This window comes from Paenibacillus sp. H1-7, from assembly GCF_022354825.1.
In the GTDB taxonomy this organism is placed as follows: Bacteria; Bacillota; Bacilli; order Paenibacillales; family NBRC-103111; genus Paenibacillus_S.
The window spans coordinates 3,385,150-3,406,825 of the sequence record NZ_CP031168.1; the positions used below are offsets into that span (position 1 = coordinate 3,385,150).

The window sequence follows — 21,676 nt, forward strand, 5'->3', positions numbered from 1 at the left end:
CATGTTTACGAATCGATATGTTCGAACGATTATTTTGTCCCGGGTGTTTTTGCAGCTTGGGATATGGATACGTAACTTTGCCGTCCTGTTATATGTAACGGAAATAACCAACAATGATCCGCATTATGTATCGCTAATTTCCGTTGTTGAATTTGGGCCTATATTTCTGTTCGCTATTATCGGCGGAACGTTTGCGGATCGATGGAAGCCCAAGCGAACGATGGTTTGGAGTGATCTGTTATCCACCGTTTCCGTTGTGGCGGTAATCATTGCCCTTGTCATGGGGCATTGGGTCGGGCTTTTGTTAGGAACGCTGGTCTCGGCGAGCTTATCCCAATTTTCTCAGCCCTCTGCGATGAAGCTGTATAAGAAGCATGTGCCGAACGAGCAATTGCAGAGCGTGATGGCCTTTTCCCAATCCTTGGTAGCTATATTCACCATTATAGGTCCCGTTGTCGGTACGTTTATCTTCGTGCAGTTTGGTATTACCGTTTCCCTTGTTCTGACGTTAGTATTTTTCATGCTGTCGGCCATTATACTATCGTTACTGCCTCGTGACGCGGAGGAAGGGAAGCTTCAAAACAGCGGGAGTTTTTTGTCGGAGATGAAGGCTGGAATTCAATATATGTGGGCGAACCGCTCGTTAAGAACGTTGAGCGCTACCTTTGCCGCTACCGGCCTGGCTTCGGGAATGATTCAACCGCTGCTGATATTCATTACCATGGAGCAGTTAGGACAAGACAAACAGTTTATACAGTGGCTGCTTATGGCTAATGGCGCGGCGATGCTGATAGGCGGGATTGCGTTGATGGGAATGACCAAAAAGGTTCGCCCGCAGGTTTTGCTTGCAACAGGTTTACTAGTTAGCGCCATATGTACCGTTATCGTGGGCGCCTCCACATCGGTTGTGCTGAGCGTTACGCTTCAAGTGATCAGCGGATTATTTTATCCATGCGTTCAAGGCGGAATTCAGGCACTTATTGTGAGAAATACAAAAGCTGAATTTATGGGACGCGTCGGTGGAGCGATCACTCCTGTTTTCATGGGGATGATGGTTATAGGGATGTCCGTCTCGGGATATCTAAAAGATCTATTCTCTTTATTCGCTGTATACGCCGCGAGCGGAGCCTTGTTGATCATAGGCGTCTTGCTGTTGACTCCTCTTTTACGGGAAAACAGATCAAAACGTCGGGAAGTATCCGGACTGCAATAGCGAGCACGCCACATATAATTTAAAAAGAAACTCCAACCCTTTTCAGGATTGGAGTTTCTTTTCTCATGCGACGGAAATTCTCTTTTTTCTTCCCGCCCATTTATCCATATAATAAGTAAGTCCTGCAAATACCGCCATAATTCCAGAATAAGTTGCAATAACACTGACGAAATTCGGACTTATTCGGCCTCCGCCCGGAGCTCCTCCGCCGCTAGCGCCTTCTGCAGGCTTCATCGTACGGCGTTCTGGATTATCGCCTTGCTTCATCCCTTCAGGCCTACCACTTTCGGCACGCAGGCTCCTGCCGGATTCCGCACGATGCACACCGCCTTGTCCCGTTGGTGCGGATGAGCCGGTGAATACAACTTCCATCATCTCAAGCTTGGAAATAAAATGGGTCGAGTATGTTTGGTACGCTCCGAATAGCAAAACGATCGCTGCCGCACTCGTCATAAGAATGCGGGTACGTGCCCTAGAAAGCTTCAAGTTCAGTAGAAGTTGTGTTACCTTCATAACCCAATGCCAGTGGAGCCCGATATGAATACCAATTAAAGTAAGGGTGAGGTATGAAACACCCATATGGGAGAGCTTGAACCAATTTTCGTTCCCGTATCGGAATTCCGGTAGAACAACTCTGGAAATCAAGAGCCCGCTTACGATCACAAAGGTCATGGAAATAAGCAGCAGCACATTCAGCCCGTAGCTCAAGCGTGTTTTACCAGGCAGGCTTTTGTCCAAAAGTCTAAACGTAATTTTCTTAACAAACTGTACATTTAATAAAATGTGAGTAAGAATGGCAAAACCGATGGCTGTTCCGGCTATTTCGTGAAAAGCAAGGCCGCCCATAACCATTTTATTAAATAACAGAGCAAAGGTAATTCCCATAGCAGCATCATGGGTAAGCTTCACATACGATTTCTTTTTTGTCATAATTCCGGTCTCCCATCTGATCACTGTTTCTGTTCCGTATTGTCACACGGAAAGCTGAAACACACATGAGAAACGACTGAACATTTGCTGAATGTTTGAGCTTCGATACAAGGTTTGCTCTTGACGGCTGCAAGCTTTGAAGATACTAAAATGCCAAGTAAAAAACCACCTAAGAGGTGGTTCTTTGGTTTACTCGTCGAGTCCGGCTCGGCAAGTTTCGGGTGCTGTATATTCGGCATCGTTCAAGTGCTCATTGTATTGCTTCATAATTTCGGATGAAAGCTCAAGATCTTCGGCTTCCATATTGCTTGCCGAGCTTTCCGAATCATTTTTATTTCTTAGATCGGACATGGGTAACACTCCTTTGGATTGAACGTCTATCGTTCAAAGTTAGAAGCCGGATTACCGTATGCATCGATGTTCTCATCGCCAATGATATCGACAAAATCTTTTGCCCCTTCAGGAACACCTAGCAAATCGGATGTTTCTACAGCCCGATCCAGATTTTCCATGTCTTTATTCTGATTGTTCTCCATTGTGTACCTCCGATGTTATCGTCTAAAATGAATGGTTTGAATGAAAAAACTCTCTAGTCAGAGAGTTAATCAAGCTTATCTTCGCCTGTTATAAGGCTTTCTATCTCATTGTTAGTATCGACAGGGAGCCTCGTTTTGAAATATCCTACTAAAGCATCAACCGCTTTCTCTGCTTGAGGTTCCGTTATTCCTGCTTCTTCTGCAACCTGCTTAGTGATAATATGTTTCATCAGTTATCCTCCATTTCATTACTGAACCGTATTATTTGCAGTAAAAGGAGTATTATTCATGATAAGTAACCTCTCTTTTTAATAATCGAAATGATCGCCATTATACGGTCATACCGCGGAAACGGCATGGTCAGCCAACCGAATCATGGTATAATAAAATAGGTGTGGATGTAATCGCGTACGCTTGGAGAGGAGGTCGGCCGATGCTTGCTGCGGCAAACAAGAAGGTTGAGTCTTTTGAAAGTAAGCGCTTCCCTTTTAAAATGAGCATTCAGCAGGGCCGTCATTTGCTAGTTTCTTCCCATTGGCATGATCACTTGGAGTTTGTGAAAATTTTACAAGGGCCGGTCCGTTTCCAAATCGATCATCACAGCTTTGACGCGCAAACCGGCGACATTTATTTCATTAACAGCCGCCAAATTCACTCGGTCACATCGTTTCCGGGAACGGAAGGCGCCATTAAAGGGATGGTGTTTGACAAGACGCTGCTGTATTCGCAGGAAAATTTGGAAATGAGGCATCTGCTCTCCCTGTTCTTCAGATCGGACAAAGTGGCGAATCAATATGTGCGAACCCACCCGCTTTGGAACGAACTGAGTCAGGAGATAGACAAAGCTTACGAGGAATACTCTCGGGCACAGGCAGGGCATGAATACAGCATCCTTTCCAGCGTATACCGGATCATCGTACCGCTGCTGCGTTTGTATGAGCAGGACTTGAACAGCAGTCCTCCGCGACTGTACGCGAATCACTACATGCGGCTGAAGCCGGCCATCGATTATATGGAAGAGCATCTGCCAGATAGAGTGTACATGGAAACCGTTTGCGAAAAAGTGAACATGAACTTGTATTATTTCTCCAGCCAGTTCAAAAAAGTGTTCGGCATGCCGCCGGTTCAATATTTGATACAGCTGCGCATCGATCACGCCAAACGGCTGCTGCTGGATGAGGAAAAGTCGATTACGGAAATCGCAGAGCTGTGCGGATTTTGCAACATCAATTATTTTGACAAAGTGTTTAAGGAGAAAAGTGGGGTTACGCCGATGGATTTCCGCAAGCGTTACCTCCATCAAGACTAGTATTGCTTATGCAGCATGCTGCTTAAGGTTAGGGTCGCTCTAGCAGTAAAGATTAGAGCGTGGAGATAAAAGAGAAGGAGGCTGCCCCAACGGCAGTCTCCTTCTTGTGTCCATCCGGAACCGTATCGGTCCGGAATGTTGCAGGCATAAGCTTATTCGACGAATGTCGTCACGCTTAGCGGCGCAAGCGTATAGGTGAAGCTTCCGCCATCCGTGGCGAAATTTCCGACCGATGCAATATTTTCCGTTCCGCTCGTCCGGTATACGGCGACCGATGCTGCGGTTAATCCGTTAATGGTCACGGTTACGGGCTCAGAAGAGCTGTTAGCCGCCACAAGCGCCGCTTTGTTCGAATCCGTGTTTTTGGCAGCACTCACGGTAATGGAGCTGTTGCCGCTAACTGCTTGCACCTTACGATCGCCGGGCCGAATAAAGCGGCTGAACTGTCCCATCGTGTACAGCCTCTTGTTGATCGTATACGTGCCGTCCACATTCAAGTTGACGAGTCCTTCTCGCAGAACAGAGGTCGAGTTGGCGGGTCTTGTCACAAACAGCCAATACAAGTAGGAGCTGTAGCCTTGTTCCAGCGCGGCATTGATTTGATCGGCAACCGCCAAGCCTCCCGTAATCGAGGTGTCGTTAGGCTCCGGCATGCTGTATTCCATCATAAAGAGCGGCTTGTTATAGCTGCGTAAATCGTAATTATAAGTGTCGTAAGTTTCCCACCTATAGAAGTGAGTTCCGATATAATCGAGCTTCTCTACAGATGCAGGGTCCATCTGACCGATCAGCTTAGACGATGAACCGAGATGTCCGCCCTCAGGCGCTCCGAGCTGGACAGCGATACCGTCTTGCTTGAACGCGTCGTATACGGCGGATACAACACTGCTTAGCTCCGAACCGGTATAAACTGCCGATGCATAATCCATGGCCGCTTCAGGTTCGTTCTGGATGCTAAGCCAGTCGACGTCATATCCATAGTCTTCCTTGTACTTCTTAACCCAAGTCAGCAAGTATTCGGCAAAATCGTCATAGTACTCCGGCTTCAGATGGCCGCCGTACATCGCAGACTCGTTATCCTTCATCCAGGCGGGCGGGCTCCAAACCGACCCTGCGAACCGCATAGCAGGGTTGCGGCTGATCGCTTGATCGGCAAACCATCTTTGATGAGCGTCCGTATTAAAGTCCCATACGCTAGGCGCAGGGTGAATCGAAGCCTGCAGGGCATTTCTTACATTTGGATCGCTTTTCGTGAAAGGATTGACTTCCAACCGGATGATATTGAGTCCAACTCCGTCGTTTTGCATACCGAAAAAGGTATCGAGAAGCGTTTGCTGCGCTGCCGCATTAATGCCCATAAGTTCGTTGACCGGGTCGTTGGCTGAGGCGCCGAAGCCCCATATTTCCTGCTGCACCGCATTTTTGTTCACCTGAATGACGTTCACTTTCTTGGAGACGATCGATACGATCTTGTCATCCGCATTCCACGAGACGGTCGCTTCCAAGGCATCGGCAATATATTGCGCAGGCACCATCAATACGCCGTCCTTCATATACGCGGGAGCGGCAAGCGCCACACTCGCGCCGTTCACAACCGCAGACGATTGGCCGGCTGTAATCTGGCTCGTTCTGCCGTCCTTCTCTGCCACAGCAGTCTGTGTCTGCTCATTCCACGTCACATTGGCCCGCAGCACGGAGAAGGTTTTGGAAAGCGGCACGAACGGAACGCCGTCTACCGTCTCCGGCTTTCCGTTAAGGTAGACGACTTGCTTGCCGTCTACAACGGCCTGCATCGTTTTCGGTGGAATTCGGGAAGGGGGGATTTCCGTCGTCGTACCGGTCTTCACCACTTCCACATCGTCGATATACAGCTTGCCGACAACGTCCGCATAGCCCGGCATCGACATCTGCTCGATAGCGATGCCGTAGACCGGGTCGTAACCGATCGTATACGGCAGTGTAATTTGCACCCAGTTCTGGTCTGTAACGAGCGCCCTGTAGTTAGCTTTATCGCTATAATACGCCGTGCTCGTTATAGTGCCGTCGATATCGATGACAGACAAGAAAAAGTAGCCGGCTTTGACGGGACTGGTAGAGTCTACCCTCGCATAGAGGGACACGTTGTACTGAGTGCCGGGGGTCGTATCGAGCCCTGTAAACGCATCATTCATTTTGACCCGGTTATACAGTTCCGTGCGCCCGACAATGTGAACGCTTTTGCCGCCATATACGCCGTGCACGACCGTGCTGTCCAAAGATAAATTCCAGAGCGCTTGCGCGCCTCCGACACCGATATTGGCGTTTTGTATGCTGGTCGCACTATCGTATGTAATACGCTTCGAAGTCGGAGGGGGGACTTCCGTGACCTCCACATCGTCGATGTTGAACACCGGCACGACTTGGGTTAAGCTGCCGGAGGCAATCTGCTCGACGGCAATGCCGTATACCGGGCGATCGGAAGCTGCGTACGGCAGCGTCAGCTTCGTCCAGCCGTCCTGGCCGACCAGAAATTTGTAGTTGGCTGTATCGAAATAATAATTCGGGTCCGTCGGCTGCTTGGCCCCTGGATAGGTTACGACGGACAGAAAGAAGTAGCCGCTCTGCACGCTGCTGCTTGCGTCGACTTTGGCCCACATAGAAATGTTGTACTGTTTGCCTGCTTGCATATGGAGACCGTCAAATGCATGCGGTATTTTCAGCCGGCTGTACATTTGCTTGCGTCCGCTAATTTTTACGCTTTTCCCGGCATCGCCATGGTATACAGCGGAATCCAAGCTGAGGTTGGACAGGCTCAATGTGCCGCCGACATCCAGATTCGCCTCGGAGATGTTCGAGTACACATCGAACGATACGCTGACGGACGGCAGCGGGGCGCCGGGTTCTCCGGATTCTTCCGCCTGCGCAGCGGGGAGGAACCCGAACGTTTGCAGCACTAAACAGAGTAAAAGACCTAAGCGCAAATAATGTGCGGATTGGCTCAGCCTTGCTCGTGTCATGACAATAGCTCCCTTCAAATTGGCAAAAATGGTGTACCCGCGAACTTGACCGACACCGGCACCTTGCAGCAGCTCGTTATTTCTTCGCGTTTGCATCCAATCGCTTGTTTACGTTGGCTTCCGCTTCCCGCAGAGCGGTGTTGAGGTCTTTGCCGTTCATATATTCCTCGAAGCTTTTGAACACAAGATCTCTTACAGACGTATTGAACTGCGAATATTCAGGCGCAGGGGGAGAGGAGCTTTTGAAAATGGATTGCAAATTTTTTCCTTGGAGAAAAGGCATATCCGCTCCGAGAGCCTTCTTCATCTCGGGATTTTTCAGAGAGGATAACCGCGCGGTCGCCCTTGCGCTCTTCATTTGCACCTCATCCGATGACATGATGCTTAGCAGTTGAGCCGCTTGGTCTTTATATTTACTCGTTTTGGCAATGACAAAATTTTGCGAGTCAACATGGTTGTACAAATTCGGCTTCTCCTTGTAGCTCGGATATTGGACCAAATCCCAGTTCAGCCCAAGCTTGGTAGCTTCCTCGAGACCGATATTAAGCAGATTGTTATACGGAAGCATGGCGATGGTCTGGTCTTTCATAAACCAGTTGCGGGCTTGGAAGGAGTTCAGCTTCTCCGGCCGGTTGTGAGGGATGTTCCAAATTTCTTTGCCTAAAGTAAAGACTGTACGCCATCCGTCCGTATTGACCGAAGCGCGGCTCGTCTTGGGATCGACGAAGGTGAGCCCGAGAGGCATCGCCATACGGGCGATCGTATCAGGATCTAGCCCTCTATATTCCACTCCGTTGTCCAGGCGCGACACTTTTTTGGCGAGCTCGATCGTATCTTCCCATGTCATGCCGTCCTTCGGGTAAGGGACCCCGAACTTGTCGAAAATGTTCTTGTTGTAGTAAAGCGCGCTGAAATGGGCGAAGAAAGGCAAGCCGTACAATTCGCCTTTATCCGATCTGGCGCTGGCGAGCAATTCCGGATCGAAGCGATCCAGGTCCACTTGGTGCTTCTTCATCAGCGGAGTCATGTCTTCGAGCAAATCCAGCGTCTTGTACGTGCCGAAGTCGAGATTGTTCGTATAGATGATGTCCGGCGGCTGTCCGGCTACGACCAGCTCGGCAATCGTTGTTCCTTTGCCCGGCATAATTGCTTCAACAGAAATTTGCGGAAATTTCTTCTTCAGCGGTTCCGCGATCAGCGTGTTCAAGTCTTGTGCTGTTAGCGAGCTGTTCGACAGGTATACTTTTAAGGTTATGGGGCTCGCATCGATAACCGGTGCATTAACGGGTGCATTGTTGCCGGAAGAGGTGCCGCCTGGGCCAGAGCCAGAGCCGGCGTCCGTTTGGACTCCTCCGCAGCCGGCCAGTGCTGTGAATACGGCGAGTATGGATAATCCCGCTGCTGCTTTGCTTACACTCATTCGATTGTCCTCCTTGTGAACCTAAAAATAGACACACTTTTAGTGAAGCGCTTTCATTTAACGAACTTTTTAATGGCCTCCCTTTAGTTTAAAAGAACGTTGCAGACAGCCGACTCTGCTCCAGAAATTAACAGCCTGCACTGCAATTACATTATAATGGATGGATATTTTGAGATTCTACCTAACATTATGGAACAAATTTATGTTTTTTTGTGATTTAGGGTACGAATCCGATAAACGAAAAAAAGCCGATCTTATGTATCGGCTTCGAGATTCCATGAAAAACAGCCCCTTTGCCACTTAAGGAGGACTAGAAAGTGGTAAGGGGCTGTATGGCTGAATTCATTAAAGCATTATCGTTTGTAACCCGAAAGCTGCTGTTCAGCAATTTGGACTAGGCGACGAGTAATGTTTCCACCAATTGCACCTGCATCGCGTGTTGCGAGGTTGCCGTTGTAACCAGTTGGAGATAGCTGAATACCTAATTCTTGGGCTACTTCATACTTCAGTTGATTCAATGCTGACTGAGCTTGTTGTACTACTAAAGAATTGTTGTTTGCCATTGGTAATCACTCCTTTTTTATTGGTGTAACTGTATTATGTGAAGGAAGTAATTAGATATACGCAACAACGATTTGGTAAATAAATCCGGTCACTAAATTACATAGACTTGGAGTTTGACCGCCTCTTAGCTTTCGCTAAGAGGCTCTTTTTTGTAACAGAATTGTTTACTTTTATTGGAATAAGCAGCAGTAAAGCACACAAAATAATACCAAAATTATGGAAAGGGGGAGTAAGTGACATGGAGCTAAGCATTCCAGCGGATGTGAACGAAAATGTTAAGGTCAACTACGATACTTTACGACATATTTTTCATAATTGTGCTGATATCGTATTTAGATCGTTAAAACTTACGGATCAATCAGAGATTCTACTCGTTTATATAGAAGAGCTGACAGACTCGAATAAATTGGAACAGATTATTTCGACTTGTATGATTAGCCGTGATTTTGATCGACTGACACAATCCTTGATTGGCGTCATTACGGCAGTCTGGGTTATTGCGAACTAATATCGGATCCACCTTAATCTTTCCGTATTTTAGGATGGTCCGATTTATAAATTATTTAGGATTTCATTCAAAACATGGATGTCTGGATTATGTTCATTTGGATATTTAACGTATTCGTAAAGCTAGCCATTTACTTGTTCATCAACCATAGACAGGCTATAGAAGAAGCAGCGGTAATCAAACCGATACAGGATGCTAAACCTGTGCCTTTATTGCATGGGTTTTTCCTTTTAGCTGATTATGTTAAACTCGATACATAAAATCCAGCTGCCAAAGAGGTGATTCCTATAACCACACACAACACCACCAACAGATTAGCCAACGAAAAGTCTCCCTACCTGCTCCAGCACGCCTACAACCCGGTCGATTGGTTCCCTTGGTCCGAAGAGGCATTTGACATAGCCAAACGCGATAACAAGCCTATCTTCCTATCTATCGGCTACTCCACCTGCCATTGGTGTCACGTCATGGAAAGAGAGTCCTTCGAGGACGAAGAAGTAGCCGGGCTGCTGAATCGGGACTACATATCGATCAAGGTCGACCGGGAGGAACGGCCGGATGTCGACCACATTTACATGACTGTATGTCAAGCTCTGACCGGACAAGGGGGATGGCCGCTTACGATCGTCATGACTCCGGACAAAAAACCGTTTTTTGCCGGGACGTATTTTCCGAAGCACAAACGATATGGCCGTCATGGCTTAATGGATTTGTTGACACAGCTTGGCAGCTTGTGGAGAAACAATCCGGACAAGGTGCTCGAGACTGGCGAGCAGATCGTACAGGAAGTGGAAAAAAGTATGCTGGCCAATCTCAATGGGTCTATCTCCGCCGAAACGCTGGATCAAGCATTTGAGATTTATGAGCAAAGGTTCGATCCGGAATACGGCGGATTCGGGAATAAGCCCAAATTTCCGACCTCACACAATCTCTCCTTCCTGATGCGGTATTATCAAAGGTCGGGAAACGAGAAGGCACTGCAGATGGTGGAGAAAACATTGGATTCCATGCATCGCGGCGGCATGTATGATCATGTCGGATACGGCTTCTCCCGATACTCGGTGGATGAGAAGTGGCTTGTGCCGCATTTCGAGAAAATGCTGTACGATAATGCGCTGCTCGCGTGGACTTACATCGAAGCTTACCAATTGACCGGCAAAAAGAAATATGCCGAAGTGGCGGAGCAGATTTTCGCATATGTTCTGCGGGATATGACCGATTCGGAAGGGGGCTTTTATTCGGCGGAGGATGCCGATTCCGAAGGCGAGGAAGGCAAGTTTTATGTCTGGTCCCCGAAGGAAATCGTTGAAGCTTTGGGGGATGAGGACGGGGAATGGTACTGCGATTTATTCGATATTACCGATACTGGCAATTTTGAAGGACGCGGCATCCCTAACTTGATCCATCAGGATTTGGAGACGGCGGCGAGCCGCAAAGGATTAGCGCTCCACGAGCTAAAGGAGCGTGTCGAGCGCTGCAGTCAGCAGCTGTTCGCTGCACGAGAGAAACGGATTCATCCAGGCAAGGATGATAAAATATTGACCTCATGGAACGGTCTGATGATTATGGCATTGGCGAAAGCATCCAAGGCTCTGGGCAACGAATCGTATTTGCAGGCTGCCGCCAAAGCGGCCCAATTTATTACGATCAACTTGCGAAGAGAAGACGGACGCTTGCTAGCCCGTTATCGCGATGGAGAAGCGGCGTATCCAGGTTATGTGGATGACTATGCTTTTCTGGTATGGGGGCTGATCGAGCTGTACGAAGCGGCCTTCGACATCCGTTATTTGAAGCTGGCTGTTGAACTGAACGCCCAGATGATCGACCTGTTTTGGGATGAGGAGCGGGGAGGGCTGTATTTCTACGGGAATGACGGCGAGCAGCTTATCTCCAGAAATAAGGAAATTTATGACGGTGCGTTGCCTTCAGGCAACTCGGTTGCCGCTATGAACTTATTGAAGCTGTCCAAGCTGACATACGATGCCAAGCTGTCGCGGATTGCCGATACGCAGCTGGAGGCGTTCGCAGGCTCTATTGAGCGCTATCCGGCAGGCCACTCGATGTTTCTGATCGCCTTGGATTTTGCCTACGGCCCGACAAGCGAAATTGTTATAGCTGGCCGCAAAGGGTCGGATGAGATTGCCGAAATGCTCGAGGAAGTGAGAAGCGGTTTTCGCCCCAACGCTATTACCGTATTCGTGCCCGATGGTGCCGAAGGCGAAGAAGTCGGGCGGCTGATTCCGCTGGTTCAGGATAAAAGAGCCATAGGCGGACGGGCAACGGCATATGTATGTAGTGATTTCGCCTGCCAATCGCCCACGACGGATTTAGAGGAGCTTAGAGAGCTTCTCCAGCCGGAACAGGAGTGATTGAAATTTTTTTCGGATAAAAAAGGAATTTGAGTCTCAGCGACGAATATGGATTATTCGGCATCAATACAACTACATACGAAAACGTCAGGTGCCTTTGTGAAGACAAAGGGTAACAGGGAATCGGGTGCAAATCCCGAGCGGTCCCGCCACTGTATACGGGGAGTTTCTTTCAATACGTCACTCGAGCTGCCACGCAATTTGGGGAAGGCGAAAGAATACATCGATCCGTGAGCCAGGAGACCTACCTGATGTGTATGCACCATATTGCCTTCGAGGAAAGGAGAGGTGTACGAACGATGAAGCGACAACGCCTTTTTTGTTTGTCGTCTATTGATACGTACCCATGACCAATCCGACACGGATTGGTTTTTTTGTTTGAACAAAGGTAGGAGGGGTATAAATATGAAACGCAAGAAAACATGGATGAGCACGCTGCTCCTGGTCGCAGGCTTCGTGCTGTATTTGTCGGTCAATGAACCGCAATCCGCTTACGCAATGCACATTATGGAAGGGTTTCTTCCTTTAGGGTGGGCGATTTTTTGGTGGGTATTATTTATTCCATTTTTTATTATGGGGCTTCGCGCGCTGATTCGCATTACGAAAGAAACTCCGGAGCTTAAGATGATGCTCGGATTGGCCGGTGCCTTCACGTTCGTGCTGTCCGCTCTGAAGCTGCCTTCGGTAACGGGAAGCAGCTCGCATCCGACCGGTACCGGTCTTGGAGCAGTCATGTTCGGCCCGCTGCCTATGAGCGTGCTGGGGTCCATCGTACTGCTGTTTCAAGCGCTGCTCTTGGCTCACGGCGGTTTGACGACGCTCGGCGCCAACGCTTTTTCCATGGCGGTTGCGGGACCGATGGTAGGTTACGCCGTGTACCGTTGGATGATGGGGGCGGCCGGAAAGCAGAAGCTGTCCATCTTTATGGCGGCGGCGATGGCTGACCTCTCCACGTATGTTATGACATCCGTTCAATTGTCGTTGGCGTTTCCGGCGGAGCAAGGCGGTATAGCGGCTTCGTTTATCAAGTTTGGCGGTATATTTGCTATTACTCAAATTCCGCTTGCTATCAGTGAAGGACTGCTGACCGTTCTGATCTGGAACTGGCTCCAGTCTTACAATTCCAATGAATTGTCCGTATTGCAGCGCAAAATGAAAGGGGCACGCGAACAATGACAACAACGACTAAAAATATATTGCTGCTGACGGGCGTCATCTTGCTCGCAGTCATTCCTCTATTGTTCGTCAACGGCGAATTCGGAGGAGCGGACGGAGCTGCGGAGGAAATGATCAAGGAGCTGCATCCTGCTTACGAGCCGTGGTTCTCGTCGCTGCTCGAGCCGCCTCCGGAGACGGAGAGCATGCTGTTCGCGCTGCAAGCCGCATTGGGGGCAGGCTTTATCGGATACACGATAGGCTTATTCAAGGGAAGGGCCTCCAAGTCGAAGTCCCAATGATGAAGACCATCGATCGTTTATCTTATGGCAATAAGCTGCGGGCCGTTTCTCCCATGTGGAAGTGCGGCTTCGCAGCTCTTCTTCTGCTTATTGCTTATGTGGCGCATCCGTGGATTCAGCTGCTTATTTTCCTGTGGATGCTGATTTGGCTTATCGGCTATGCGGCCATTCCCGCCAAGCAGGTGGCTTTGATGCTGGGCGCTTCTTGCCTGTTTTTCATCGGAAGCTTGCCGGCTTTGATAATAGAAGTACGGAACATGGATTTCGGTCATGAAATGGCTCACGGTATCGTATTATTTTCGTTATCCCACTGGACAATCTATATGAATTTGACGAGCCTGATGAGTGCGGGGCAGCTGCTGATCCGCATTATGGCCTGCGTGTCAGCAAGCTTTTTCGTCATTCTTACGACGCCGATGTCCGAGCTATTCCAGGTCATGAAGGTACTAAGAGTGCCGACTCTGGTCCTGGAAATCATGATGATTACCTACCGGTTCCTATTCTTGCTGTCCGATACGGCTCATGATATGTATACAGCGCAGCAATCGCGGGGCGGCCAGTCCGGCTTCGCAGGCAAAATCCGTGATACCGCGACGCTTATAGCCCGGCTGTTTGTCAAAACAATGCAAAGGTACCAAGGACTCACGAATGGTTTGATTTCGAGAGGCTTTACAGACGAGCTCCGGCTGCCTCCTTATGTAAAAAAGGCTGTTCCTGAGCGGTACAAGGTGGAAGCCTGTATGGGAGTAGCAGTATTAGTCATATTGGAGTGCTGGATTCGATGGGGGTGAAGGGGAAACGATGAAGCGAGAATCCATACAACTTGAATCGATGTTACCTGCGATACAATCGCAAGATGTGGTTTACAGCTATCCGGGAACGAGTGTGCATGCGCTTCGGCAGCTGAATATAGCCATACCAACGGGGAAGAAAACCGCGATCTGCGGGCATAACGGATCGGGAAAATCGACGCTCTTCCTGCAAGCTATCGGCATTCATCGTCCGGATGAAGGAACGATGCTCCGGCGGGGCGAACCTTTGTCCTATGACCGCCATTCGTTAAAAACGTTGCGGCAGCAGGTAGGACTCGTATTCCAGGATCCGGAGCAGCAGCTGATCCTTACTACGCCGCGTGAAGATATCTCTTACGGCTTGCGCAATGCCGGAGTGCCCGAGCAGCAATTGCAGGAACGAACCGCACAGATGCTCATGACGATGGGGCTGGAGGAGCTGGCCGATACTCCTATTCATCATCTGAGTCTCGGGCAGAAGAAACGGGTGGCGCTCGCAGGGGTACTGGTGCTAGAACCAGAGGTCGTGCTGCTTGACGAGCCGACAGCTTACTTGGACCGGCGCTCGGAGCAGCAGCTCATTCGGGAGCTGGATCGAATCCACGGGCAAGGGATCACGGTTGTTATGGCTACGCATGATATGAACTTGGCCTATGCATGGGCGGATTGGATCCTTGTTATGGATCGGGGGCAGTGTGTGAAGGAAGGCACACCCTATGAAGTATTCAACGATGAGGGACAGCTTCAAGCAATGGGCCTGGAAATGCCGATCGTTCTTGATATATGGAATTCATTGCCGGAGAGGCTTCGTAGGGACTGTACGCCTCCAAGAGACGTAAACGCTCTGAAGCAGTGGCTGCAAGAGACCGATGAACTGGCGATACATCATCATGGAGTGTAGGGAAGCAAATAGAAAAATCCCCGTTTAACCTAGCAGGTTGTACGGGGATTTTGCGGTTTCTTAGCTTATTTTTCCTGAATCATCATCTTCCATAAATCGGCTGAATCGTAGCCTAATCTCCAAGCGGCCACGCCAGCCAAATTGTACTTCTTGGCTATATCAAGACGCGCCTTCACCGTGCTCTCATCCTCGAGCCAGAAGATATAGTTGTACCCGTCCTGACTGTATTCCACACGGTATTGATTGAAGTTGGCGTCCCATGTCTTGGTTGCGTTCTTACTCGCAATTAGCGCAGGCAAATCCTTCATCAGGAGCGCCCGGTTGCTCACGAGATTGCCGGAGCCGTCTATCTGCCATTCGCGGACATAGAACGGAATGCCGATGATCAATTTGTCTCGCGAAATGCCGTAGGAGAGGAACTCCTTCACGCCTTCCTCAACCCACTGCAGTCCCGCTACGGAGCCGGCTTCCGTACTTCCTTTCCAATGCTGATCGTAGGTCATTGTAATAATGTAGTCGACGATATTGCCGAGCTTTTCATGGTCATAGGCGGTTTGCGCATTCCATTTGACGCTGCCTCGCGGCAGATCGATGGAGATCAGCAGCCCTTTGTCGTGCGCTGCTTTCGTCAAATTCGTAATAAATGCAGTATAGGCTGCACGGTCTTTGCCGGCCAAGCTCTCGAAGTCCATGTTCAGCCCGTCGACGCCGAGCGCAGCGCCTTTTGCAACGAGCGCTTCAATGAATTTGGTCTGTGCTTCGGCGTTCGACAGAAAGGCGGAGGTCAATGCCGCATCGAACTGATTGTTTACCAGCGGCTGTACCGAATAGCCTTGCTGCTTCAGCCAAGCTACCGTATCCTTATTCGAAGTATCCGTCAAAGCGCCGCTCGCATCCGCCAAAGTAAAATACGTAGGCGATACGACATCCAGACCTGCTGTATTGTTCACTTGTGAGCGGATCGTATCGTTGCTGGAGCTTCCGTTCCAGCCCCAAAATTGCAGCTTGCTGAAATTGTCCCACAGAATGCTGTTCCCGCCCAAAGGACGAATCGATGCGTTACTGTAGCCCATTGCATAATTCAGGGCATTCGGGATGGTAGAGAAGTCGGAGATCCAGCTGTCGTTCTGATACACCTGATAATAAGGATAATTAGTCCATAGGGATAACGATTTGCCGCCGTTCGGGCTCTCGTTATAAATAGCTGTATGATCGAACTGCTTGGCATAAGCGATCGCTTCATCCACATGAAGGAAGGAGTCCAAAGGCTTGTTGTATTGATAGACCCGGTAAGACTTCACGTTCGAGAAGACGACCTCATTGCTTTTCTCGGTGCTTTTGACCGTAGAATTGCCCCATTTGAGAGATTCGTTGACAGCATCCTCAAGGTAAGCGAATGACCAGCTGTCGCTCGTAAACGTTCCTTGGTATACCTGATACGTGTTGTTCCCGGAAGCCCTCAGCTCGGCCTTGGTCCCTGCCGGAATGTTATCCCACACCCATTGATGGGTGTTAAGATCGATGATGTGGGCGTTGCCCCATTTGGCCGCTTCAGCCTTGGCTTCATTTAGAGTAGCGAAATCCCAAGAAGGAAGCGTTGCGTCACCCTGGTATACTCGATAATTCGGATAATTGTCCCATACCCAGCCGTCTGACTGAAGATCCCGAATGCTGGCATGGCCCCACCGGCTTGCTTCGCGGATAGCTTGATCCAGCGTTGCGAATTCCCATGCGGAGCTGCTGTAGCCGTTCTGGTATACCTTATACCGTGGATAATTGTTCCACAGCCATTTGCGCGTGGCGATTTCCTCGACATGACTGCTAGCAAACTGTTTGGCGTAATTTTCCGCCGATTTGTAATCCGACGTTTCCAGCAAAATATGATTATCTTGATAGACGCGGTATTTGGACGTTTTGTCCGCGGCCAGAGCCGAACCGCCGGAAGAGAGGAGCAGCGTCATGATGGATACTATCATTACGGTTTTGCGATTCAACATGCATCAGCCTCTTTCTACTAAATCTATCCTATTAAACGCAAAAAAAACAATATAGTTGCGAAGGAAAATAGTAGAAAATAGACTTAAGCTTTTAAAAGAACAAGAGAATGTACGATATCAGGGTGATTTCATAGGAAAAACCCCCTGGAGTGCGGATTTTTCCGACTTCAGGGGGCTTTACTTTATTAGGCGATATCCGCAACGATTTCATCTTCCAGCTTCAGGTGGATCTGGTCGCGGAACACCCGGATATTCATTTGTGTCAGCAAATATCGCTCGATGGCTTCCAGCATATTCGCTGCGATGATGATCTGGCTGCGGCCTTCGGCATGAACCTCTGCGGAGAAGCCGTAGTCTTCGTCCCACATCAGCTCCACTTCGACTTGACTCGGATGAAGCTGCTTGCGTTCGCCCATGTGCAGGCAAATCGCGTTAATAATGTCCTGCTCGGTTAATCTCATCTCTTAATTCCCTCTGTATCTTCATTAGAATCGTTTCGGCTCTTCCTTGAACTTGCGCTTCTCTCTGAAATAGTGAACGAGTCTGATGACCAGGACTACTACGGCAAAGATCGCCATCATGTTAATCAGGAAGCCCAGGATGTTGCCGAGCATGCCCAAGTTGCCGAACAAGCCGCCGAACAGCATACCTGCGATACCGCCGATCAGCAAGCCCTTCATCAAACCGCCGCTAAAAAATCCCGGCTTCGTTGCCGTAGTCGGATTCGTTGCGCCAGGCGTCTTGGTCGCTGCAGCAGGATCCGCTTTATTGACACCGCTGTTAGGAGTCTGAGTGGTATTGCTGCTAGGATTGAAGCTTTTCTTCGACGACTTGTAGCCTTTCGCATCAGCAACGCCGGCACCGGTGGCACTGAAAGAGAAGGCGATGACAAAAGCCATCATGATGATAGATAATCGTTTCAACATTGTCTTGACCCTCCAAGTCATAATAAAATATAGCGATGCTAAAAGTTACTACGAATAACTTAGACAAAGGTTTCAGTTTTTATCCCTTCTTGATACAATAGATACAAAGAAAATTGAAAATCAAATTATGTATCTAATAGAGGCGGTTACTTTCATGTCAGCATACCCTCAGGCTTATATTGATTATTTGGTTTATTTTCACGCGGAGCGGGATTATTTCGAATGCCACGAGGTGATGGAGGAATATTGGAAGGAGCATCCCGGCGATCCTCTGGCTTCGAATTATGTAGGATTGATTCAGATCGCGGTTGCGCTGTATCACCATCGGAGAAATAATCGTACGGGCGCCAAGAAGATGCTGGCGAGCTCCTTGAACAATTTGACAGACACCGGTATGAACTCTCTCGGTATTCATTCGGAAGAGCTGCGCACTAGGATCGCGGCCCGTTTAGAGCAGCTGTCGCAGCCTGACAGCGTATACGAGGACATGAACCTGCCATTGTCCGATCCGCGATTGGCAGCGGCCTGCATGGCTGAATGCGCCCAAAAAGGCAAGACGTGGCTGGGCCCGATCGATACGAGCGACACGTTTCTGATTCATAAGCACCGGCTGCGAGACCGCAGCTCGGTATTGCACGAGCGGGAGCAGAGCCGGCTCCGCAAAGCTGAGCAGCGGGGGATGGAGCCATGACAAGCGCTGCGAAGCTGGGGAAAGTGGTCGTCGTCGACGATGAGCCGAACATTGTGGAAGTGATCCGGCTGTATCTCGAGCATGCGGGATATGAGCCTTTTATCGTGTATAGAGGCAACGAAGTGATGGACATGATCCGGAACGAAGCTCCGGACCTTGTGCTGCTCGACGTGATGCTGCCCGATTGCTCCGGCTTTGAGCTGTGCAGCGCTATTCGCAGCGAGAGCGGGCCGATATCCCAGACTCCGATCATCTTCCTGACAGCGAAAGGCGAGTCGATAGACAAGCTGCGCGCCTTCAATCTGGGCGTGGACGATTATATCGTCAAGCCGTTCGATCCTAATGAGCTAATAGCGAGGATTAAGGCCGTTCTGCGCCGAACGAGCCAGCAGCAGAGCCTGCCCGCCGCCGCGGCTGCAGTGAAGACGGTCAAGAGCATTCTCCGCATCGGCTCCCTTATGATCGACCCTGAGCAATACAGAGTTGCGATTCAGGGAGAACGGATCGATCTGACGCCCAAAGAGGTGGAGCTGCTGCATTTTTTGGCTTCCAATCCTGGACGGGTATACTCCCGGGAGGACCTGCTCGGCTATGTGTGGAACTTTGACTTTAGCGGTGGAACCCGAACGGTGGACGCACACGTGAAAAATTTGCGGAAAAAGCTGGGGGCCAATACCGAATGGGCGATCCAGACGCTATGGGGCATAGGGTATTTCTTCGAGGTATCCCGGCATGCTTAAGCGGTGGTACACCAGCTTTTATTTGAAGATCTTTTTATCCTTCTTGGCGACATGTATTTTGTTTTTCCTCGGACTCGCCTTGTTTTGGAACAACTATTTTACAGATCTATTTTATAAGGATAAAAAAGAGCTGCTCTCCTCCCGTCTGGTAGAGGTAGCCAAGCTGCTGCCGTCCGTTCAGGAAGGAACCATATCGACAAGAGAGCTGCGTTTCGGGATCCGTATCATAGCAAGAGGCATTAACGGGCAAATTTGGCTTATTGATGCCAAAGGCAACGTGCTGAACGGCTCCTCCGAGCGGGAAGGCACCGTGATTCCGAACGCGATGGACGAGCTGTTCATCGACGGTCTCAAGGGGCAGACAGGCTTCGTTGTCGGCGAATACAAGTTTGAAGACAGGCCGCGGGAAGGTCTGCTCACGTACTATGCCCCCGCCCAAATGAACGGGCAGCCGATCGTTATTTTCTTGAACGTGCCTGTACTCGAAGTGAGTCAAGCGTTGGCTGCCGTTCGATGGAATATTATCGTCCCGCTGCTGTTCTCGCTCCTTGCGGTCGCCATTATTCTATTTATTCTGTCCCGAAAGCTCGCAGGGCCTCTGCAGCAAATGAGCAGGGCGGCGCTGGAAGTGGCCGGAGGGGATTTCACGACACGGGTGCCGGTGAAATCGGAGGATGAGGTCGGAGAGCTGGCCAAAAGCTTCAATTTTATGATTGACCAATTGGTGCAGTGGGAGGATGCGCGCCAGGACTTTTTGGCTAACGTATCCCACGAGCTCCGCTCGCCGTTAACGACGCTGAGAGGCTTCATTATTGCGATGAATGATAAGGTCATTCCCGAGGACAAGTATGAGCATTATTTGAAAATATGCGATTATGAAGTGCAGCGGCTGCAGCGTCTTGTGAATGATCTGCTTGATCTGGCCCGCATCCAGAACGGCGCCGACGCATTCAAGTTCGATCCCGTGCCGCTCAAGGAGCTGCTCGAGCAAGTGCTGGCGTTAATGAAATCGCCAATTCATGAAAAAGGTCTGGCGCTGCGAGAGAAGCTGCCGGATGACGATGAAACGATCGCCGCCGACCTGGATACGGACCGGTTCATTCAAATCATGCAAAATTTAATCTATAACGCCATCCAGTTCACGCCGTCCGGAGGGACAATCACTATAGGACTTCACCAAGACGGTGACCAGGCTGTAATCTCCGTAAGCGACACGGGGATTGGCATGGAGCAGGAGCAGCTGCAGCGGATATGGGACCGCTTTTACAAGGTGGAGCATTCGCGGAATCATACTGCCGGCGGGACGGGGCTTGGTCTTACCATTGTGAAGCATCTGGTTAACGGGATGAAAGGTACGATATCGGTAACAAGCGAGCCCGGCAAAGGAACTCAGTTTGTACTCACGTTTCCTCTCCGATTGCCTGAGGAATGATTTTACACTTTTTTTACAAAAGACTCATCAATGGTTCAAAGTTTAGAAGTATTCTGTCACTATACGAATAGAGACGGAGTGCTTCTTCTCTTTTTCGGGAAGCGGCTTATGACGCAGGGGAGGTTGGCTTGTGAGACGCGGATTGCCGATAGCATGTGGTACTATTACAATCGCATCAAGTCTTTTGCTTGGCGGGTGCAATACGTTGAAGACCGTTCCTCCACAGCCTGTGCCACCGGCGGCAGCGCCAGCGCCAGCGGAAGATGAAATCCAGAGGGAGACGGAGCGGGATATGGTGATCCTGTTTCAAGGCCTGATACAGCTGGACAAGCAGCAGGCTCTCGTCATAACCAAGACGCAGGCGGAAGCTATGCTGCCTGTTGTAAAGCGCAATAGCAGCAAAGGTGAGCTGACTGCGGGGGACCAGCAGCGAATCATTGCCATGCTGACCACGGAGCAAAAGAAGTTCGTCATCGAGTATCGAGATCGTATACTAACCCGGATGCGTGTTATGATGGAGAAGAAGGAGCCGGAAGGTCTTACCGCTGAGGAGCGGGAGAGGATGGTTCAAGAGTTTCAAAAAAAACGGCGTCTCGAGCATGAGGCAGGAGATCCGGATATGGTGCCTAGGGATGCGCCGGAATCGGGTCCGACCCTGGTTCCCAATGCGGATCAAAGACGCGCCAACAATGTGGAACAAAGGCTGATCCGCCTTCTCGAAGGGAAGCTTGCCGTTCCGCCGGAGTAAGAAACTAGCAAGAGTTTGTACTAAATAGTGTTGAAAAAAAATGAAAAAAAAGATAAAGTTGCTCTAGCGGGTTATGTTGATAGTACATAGCTGCATAGAGCCTTTTTGATACAGATTCAAAAAGAGAGAGCATCGAAGGGTGGAGATT

The 21,676-nt window shown here is 49.7% G+C and carries 22 protein-coding genes and 1 riboswitch; of the genes, 12 read left to right on the plus strand and 10 right to left on the minus strand.

The window, feature by feature from the left end:
- The first annotated feature begins 1 nt into the window (after window position 1).
- The gene (locus DVH26_RS15105) at window positions 2–1,213 is read left to right on the plus strand and encodes an MFS transporter (protein ID WP_239634498.1); all 1,212 of its coding nucleotides are present in this window, start codon (window positions 2–4) and stop codon (window positions 1,211–1,213) included.
- A 63-nt stretch (window positions 1,214–1,276) separates the two neighbouring features.
- Here the strand turns inward: DVH26_RS15105 and DVH26_RS15110 are convergent, their stop codons facing one another.
- The 4 genes from DVH26_RS15110 to DVH26_RS15125 form a co-directional block, all read right to left on the minus strand.
- The gene (locus tag DVH26_RS15110) at window positions 1,277–2,143 is read right to left on the minus strand and encodes a DUF4405 domain-containing protein (RefSeq protein WP_239634499.1); all 867 of its coding nucleotides are present in this window, start codon (window positions 2,141–2,143) and stop codon (window positions 1,277–1,279) included.
- Window positions 2,144–2,332: 189 nt separating this feature from the next.
- Complete coding sequence (locus DVH26_RS15115; RefSeq protein ID WP_239634500.1) at window positions 2,333–2,494, minus strand: hypothetical protein; 162 nt, start codon at window positions 2,492–2,494, stop codon at window positions 2,333–2,335.
- Between the two features lie 26 nt (window positions 2,495–2,520).
- On the minus strand, window positions 2,521–2,679 hold the full coding sequence (locus tag DVH26_RS15120) for a hypothetical protein (protein WP_239634501.1): 159 nt from the start codon (window positions 2,677–2,679) through the stop codon (window positions 2,521–2,523).
- Between the two features lie 65 nt (window positions 2,680–2,744).
- The gene (locus DVH26_RS15125; protein WP_239634502.1) at window positions 2,745–2,909 is read right to left on the minus strand and encodes a hypothetical protein; all 165 of its coding nucleotides are present in this window, start codon (window positions 2,907–2,909) and stop codon (window positions 2,745–2,747) included.
- A gap of 203 nt (window positions 2,910–3,112) precedes the next feature.
- Between DVH26_RS15125 and DVH26_RS15130 the strand changes: the two genes are divergently transcribed.
- The gene (locus DVH26_RS15130) at window positions 3,113–3,988 is read left to right on the plus strand and encodes an AraC family transcriptional regulator (RefSeq protein ID WP_239634503.1); all 876 of its coding nucleotides are present in this window, start codon (window positions 3,113–3,115) and stop codon (window positions 3,986–3,988) included.
- Between the two features lie 152 nt (window positions 3,989–4,140).
- Here the strand turns inward: DVH26_RS15130 and DVH26_RS15135 are convergent, their stop codons facing one another.
- The 3 genes from DVH26_RS15135 to DVH26_RS15145 form a co-directional block, all read right to left on the minus strand.
- On the minus strand, window positions 4,141–7,080 hold the full coding sequence (locus tag DVH26_RS15135) for a stalk domain-containing protein (RefSeq protein WP_239634504.1): 2,940 nt from the start codon (window positions 7,078–7,080) through the stop codon (window positions 4,141–4,143).
- Complete coding sequence (locus tag DVH26_RS15140) at window positions 7,061–8,404, minus strand: ABC transporter substrate-binding protein (protein WP_239634505.1); 1,344 nt, start codon at window positions 8,402–8,404, stop codon at window positions 7,061–7,063. Before DVH26_RS15140 ends, DVH26_RS15135 begins: the two co-directional genes overlap by 20 nt.
- A 353-nt stretch (window positions 8,405–8,757) precedes the next feature.
- A complete protein-coding gene (locus DVH26_RS15145) occupies window positions 8,758–8,967 on the minus strand; it encodes an alpha/beta-type small acid-soluble spore protein (protein WP_239634506.1) in 210 nt (69 codons plus the stop codon).
- A gap of 239 nt (window positions 8,968–9,206) precedes the next feature.
- On the opposite strand from DVH26_RS15145, the gene DVH26_RS15150 reads away from it, so the two are divergent.
- From DVH26_RS15150 to DVH26_RS15175, 6 genes are all read left to right on the plus strand, one after another.
- Window positions 9,207–9,476: a spore germination protein gene (locus tag DVH26_RS15150; protein ID WP_239634507.1), complete on the plus strand. Its 270-nt coding sequence runs from the start codon at window positions 9,207–9,209 to the stop codon at window positions 9,474–9,476.
- A 287-nt stretch (window positions 9,477–9,763) separates the two neighbouring features.
- On the plus strand, window positions 9,764–11,845 hold the full coding sequence (locus DVH26_RS15155; protein WP_239635380.1) for a thioredoxin domain-containing protein: 2,082 nt from the start codon (window positions 9,764–9,766) through the stop codon (window positions 11,843–11,845).
- A 72-nt stretch (window positions 11,846–11,917) separates the two neighbouring features.
- A riboswitch (cobalamin riboswitch) is annotated at window positions 11,918–12,111 on the plus strand.
- Window positions 12,112–12,250: 139 nt separating this feature from the next.
- On the plus strand, window positions 12,251–13,021 hold the full coding sequence (locus DVH26_RS15160; protein WP_239634508.1) for an energy-coupling factor ABC transporter permease: 771 nt from the start codon (window positions 12,251–12,253) through the stop codon (window positions 13,019–13,021).
- Window positions 13,018–13,302 (plus strand): energy-coupling factor ABC transporter substrate-binding protein, encoded by a 285-nt coding sequence (locus DVH26_RS15165; RefSeq protein ID WP_239634509.1) that lies wholly within the window; start codon window positions 13,018–13,020, stop codon window positions 13,300–13,302. The genes DVH26_RS15160 and DVH26_RS15165 overlap by 4 nt, the downstream gene beginning before the upstream one ends.
- Entirely contained in the window at window positions 13,299–14,093 is a 795-nt protein-coding gene (cbiQ, locus tag DVH26_RS15170) for a cobalt ECF transporter T component CbiQ (RefSeq protein ID WP_239634510.1), read from the plus strand. Before DVH26_RS15165 ends, cbiQ begins: the two co-directional genes overlap by 4 nt.
- Window positions 14,094–14,103: 10 nt before the next feature.
- Window positions 14,104–14,994: an energy-coupling factor ABC transporter ATP-binding protein gene (locus DVH26_RS15175; RefSeq protein ID WP_239634511.1), complete on the plus strand. Its 891-nt coding sequence runs from the start codon at window positions 14,104–14,106 to the stop codon at window positions 14,992–14,994.
- Between the two features lie 65 nt (window positions 14,995–15,059).
- Here the strand turns inward: DVH26_RS15175 and DVH26_RS15180 are convergent, their stop codons facing one another.
- The 3 genes from DVH26_RS15180 to DVH26_RS15190 form a co-directional block, all read right to left on the minus strand.
- A complete protein-coding gene (locus DVH26_RS15180) occupies window positions 15,060–16,991 on the minus strand; it encodes a glycosyl hydrolase family 18 protein (protein WP_239634512.1) in 1,932 nt (643 codons plus the stop codon).
- A 185-nt stretch (window positions 16,992–17,176) separates the two neighbouring features.
- Window positions 17,177–17,452, minus strand: a complete 276-nt coding sequence (locus tag DVH26_RS15185) for a YxcD family protein (protein ID WP_239634513.1) — start codon at window positions 17,450–17,452, stop codon at window positions 17,177–17,179.
- A 24-nt stretch (window positions 17,453–17,476) separates the two neighbouring features.
- Complete coding sequence (locus DVH26_RS15190; RefSeq protein ID WP_239634514.1) at window positions 17,477–17,917, minus strand: hypothetical protein; 441 nt, start codon at window positions 17,915–17,917, stop codon at window positions 17,477–17,479.
- A gap of 154 nt (window positions 17,918–18,071) precedes the next feature.
- Between DVH26_RS15190 and DVH26_RS15195 the strand changes: the two genes are divergently transcribed.
- From DVH26_RS15195 to DVH26_RS15210, 4 genes are all read left to right on the plus strand, one after another.
- Entirely contained in the window at window positions 18,072–18,608 is a 537-nt protein-coding gene (locus DVH26_RS15195; RefSeq protein ID WP_239634515.1) for a DUF309 domain-containing protein, read from the plus strand.
- On the plus strand, window positions 18,605–19,348 hold the full coding sequence (locus tag DVH26_RS15200) for a response regulator transcription factor (RefSeq protein ID WP_239634516.1): 744 nt from the start codon (window positions 18,605–18,607) through the stop codon (window positions 19,346–19,348). The genes DVH26_RS15195 and DVH26_RS15200 overlap by 4 nt, the downstream gene beginning before the upstream one ends.
- Entirely contained in the window at window positions 19,341–20,780 is a 1,440-nt protein-coding gene (locus DVH26_RS15205) for a sensor histidine kinase (RefSeq protein ID WP_239634517.1), read from the plus strand. Before DVH26_RS15200 ends, DVH26_RS15205 begins: the two co-directional genes overlap by 8 nt.
- A gap of 130 nt (window positions 20,781–20,910) precedes the next feature.
- Window positions 20,911–21,528, plus strand: a complete 618-nt coding sequence (locus DVH26_RS15210) for a hypothetical protein (RefSeq protein ID WP_239634518.1) — start codon at window positions 20,911–20,913, stop codon at window positions 21,526–21,528.
- Window positions 21,529–21,676: the final 148 nt, after the last annotated feature.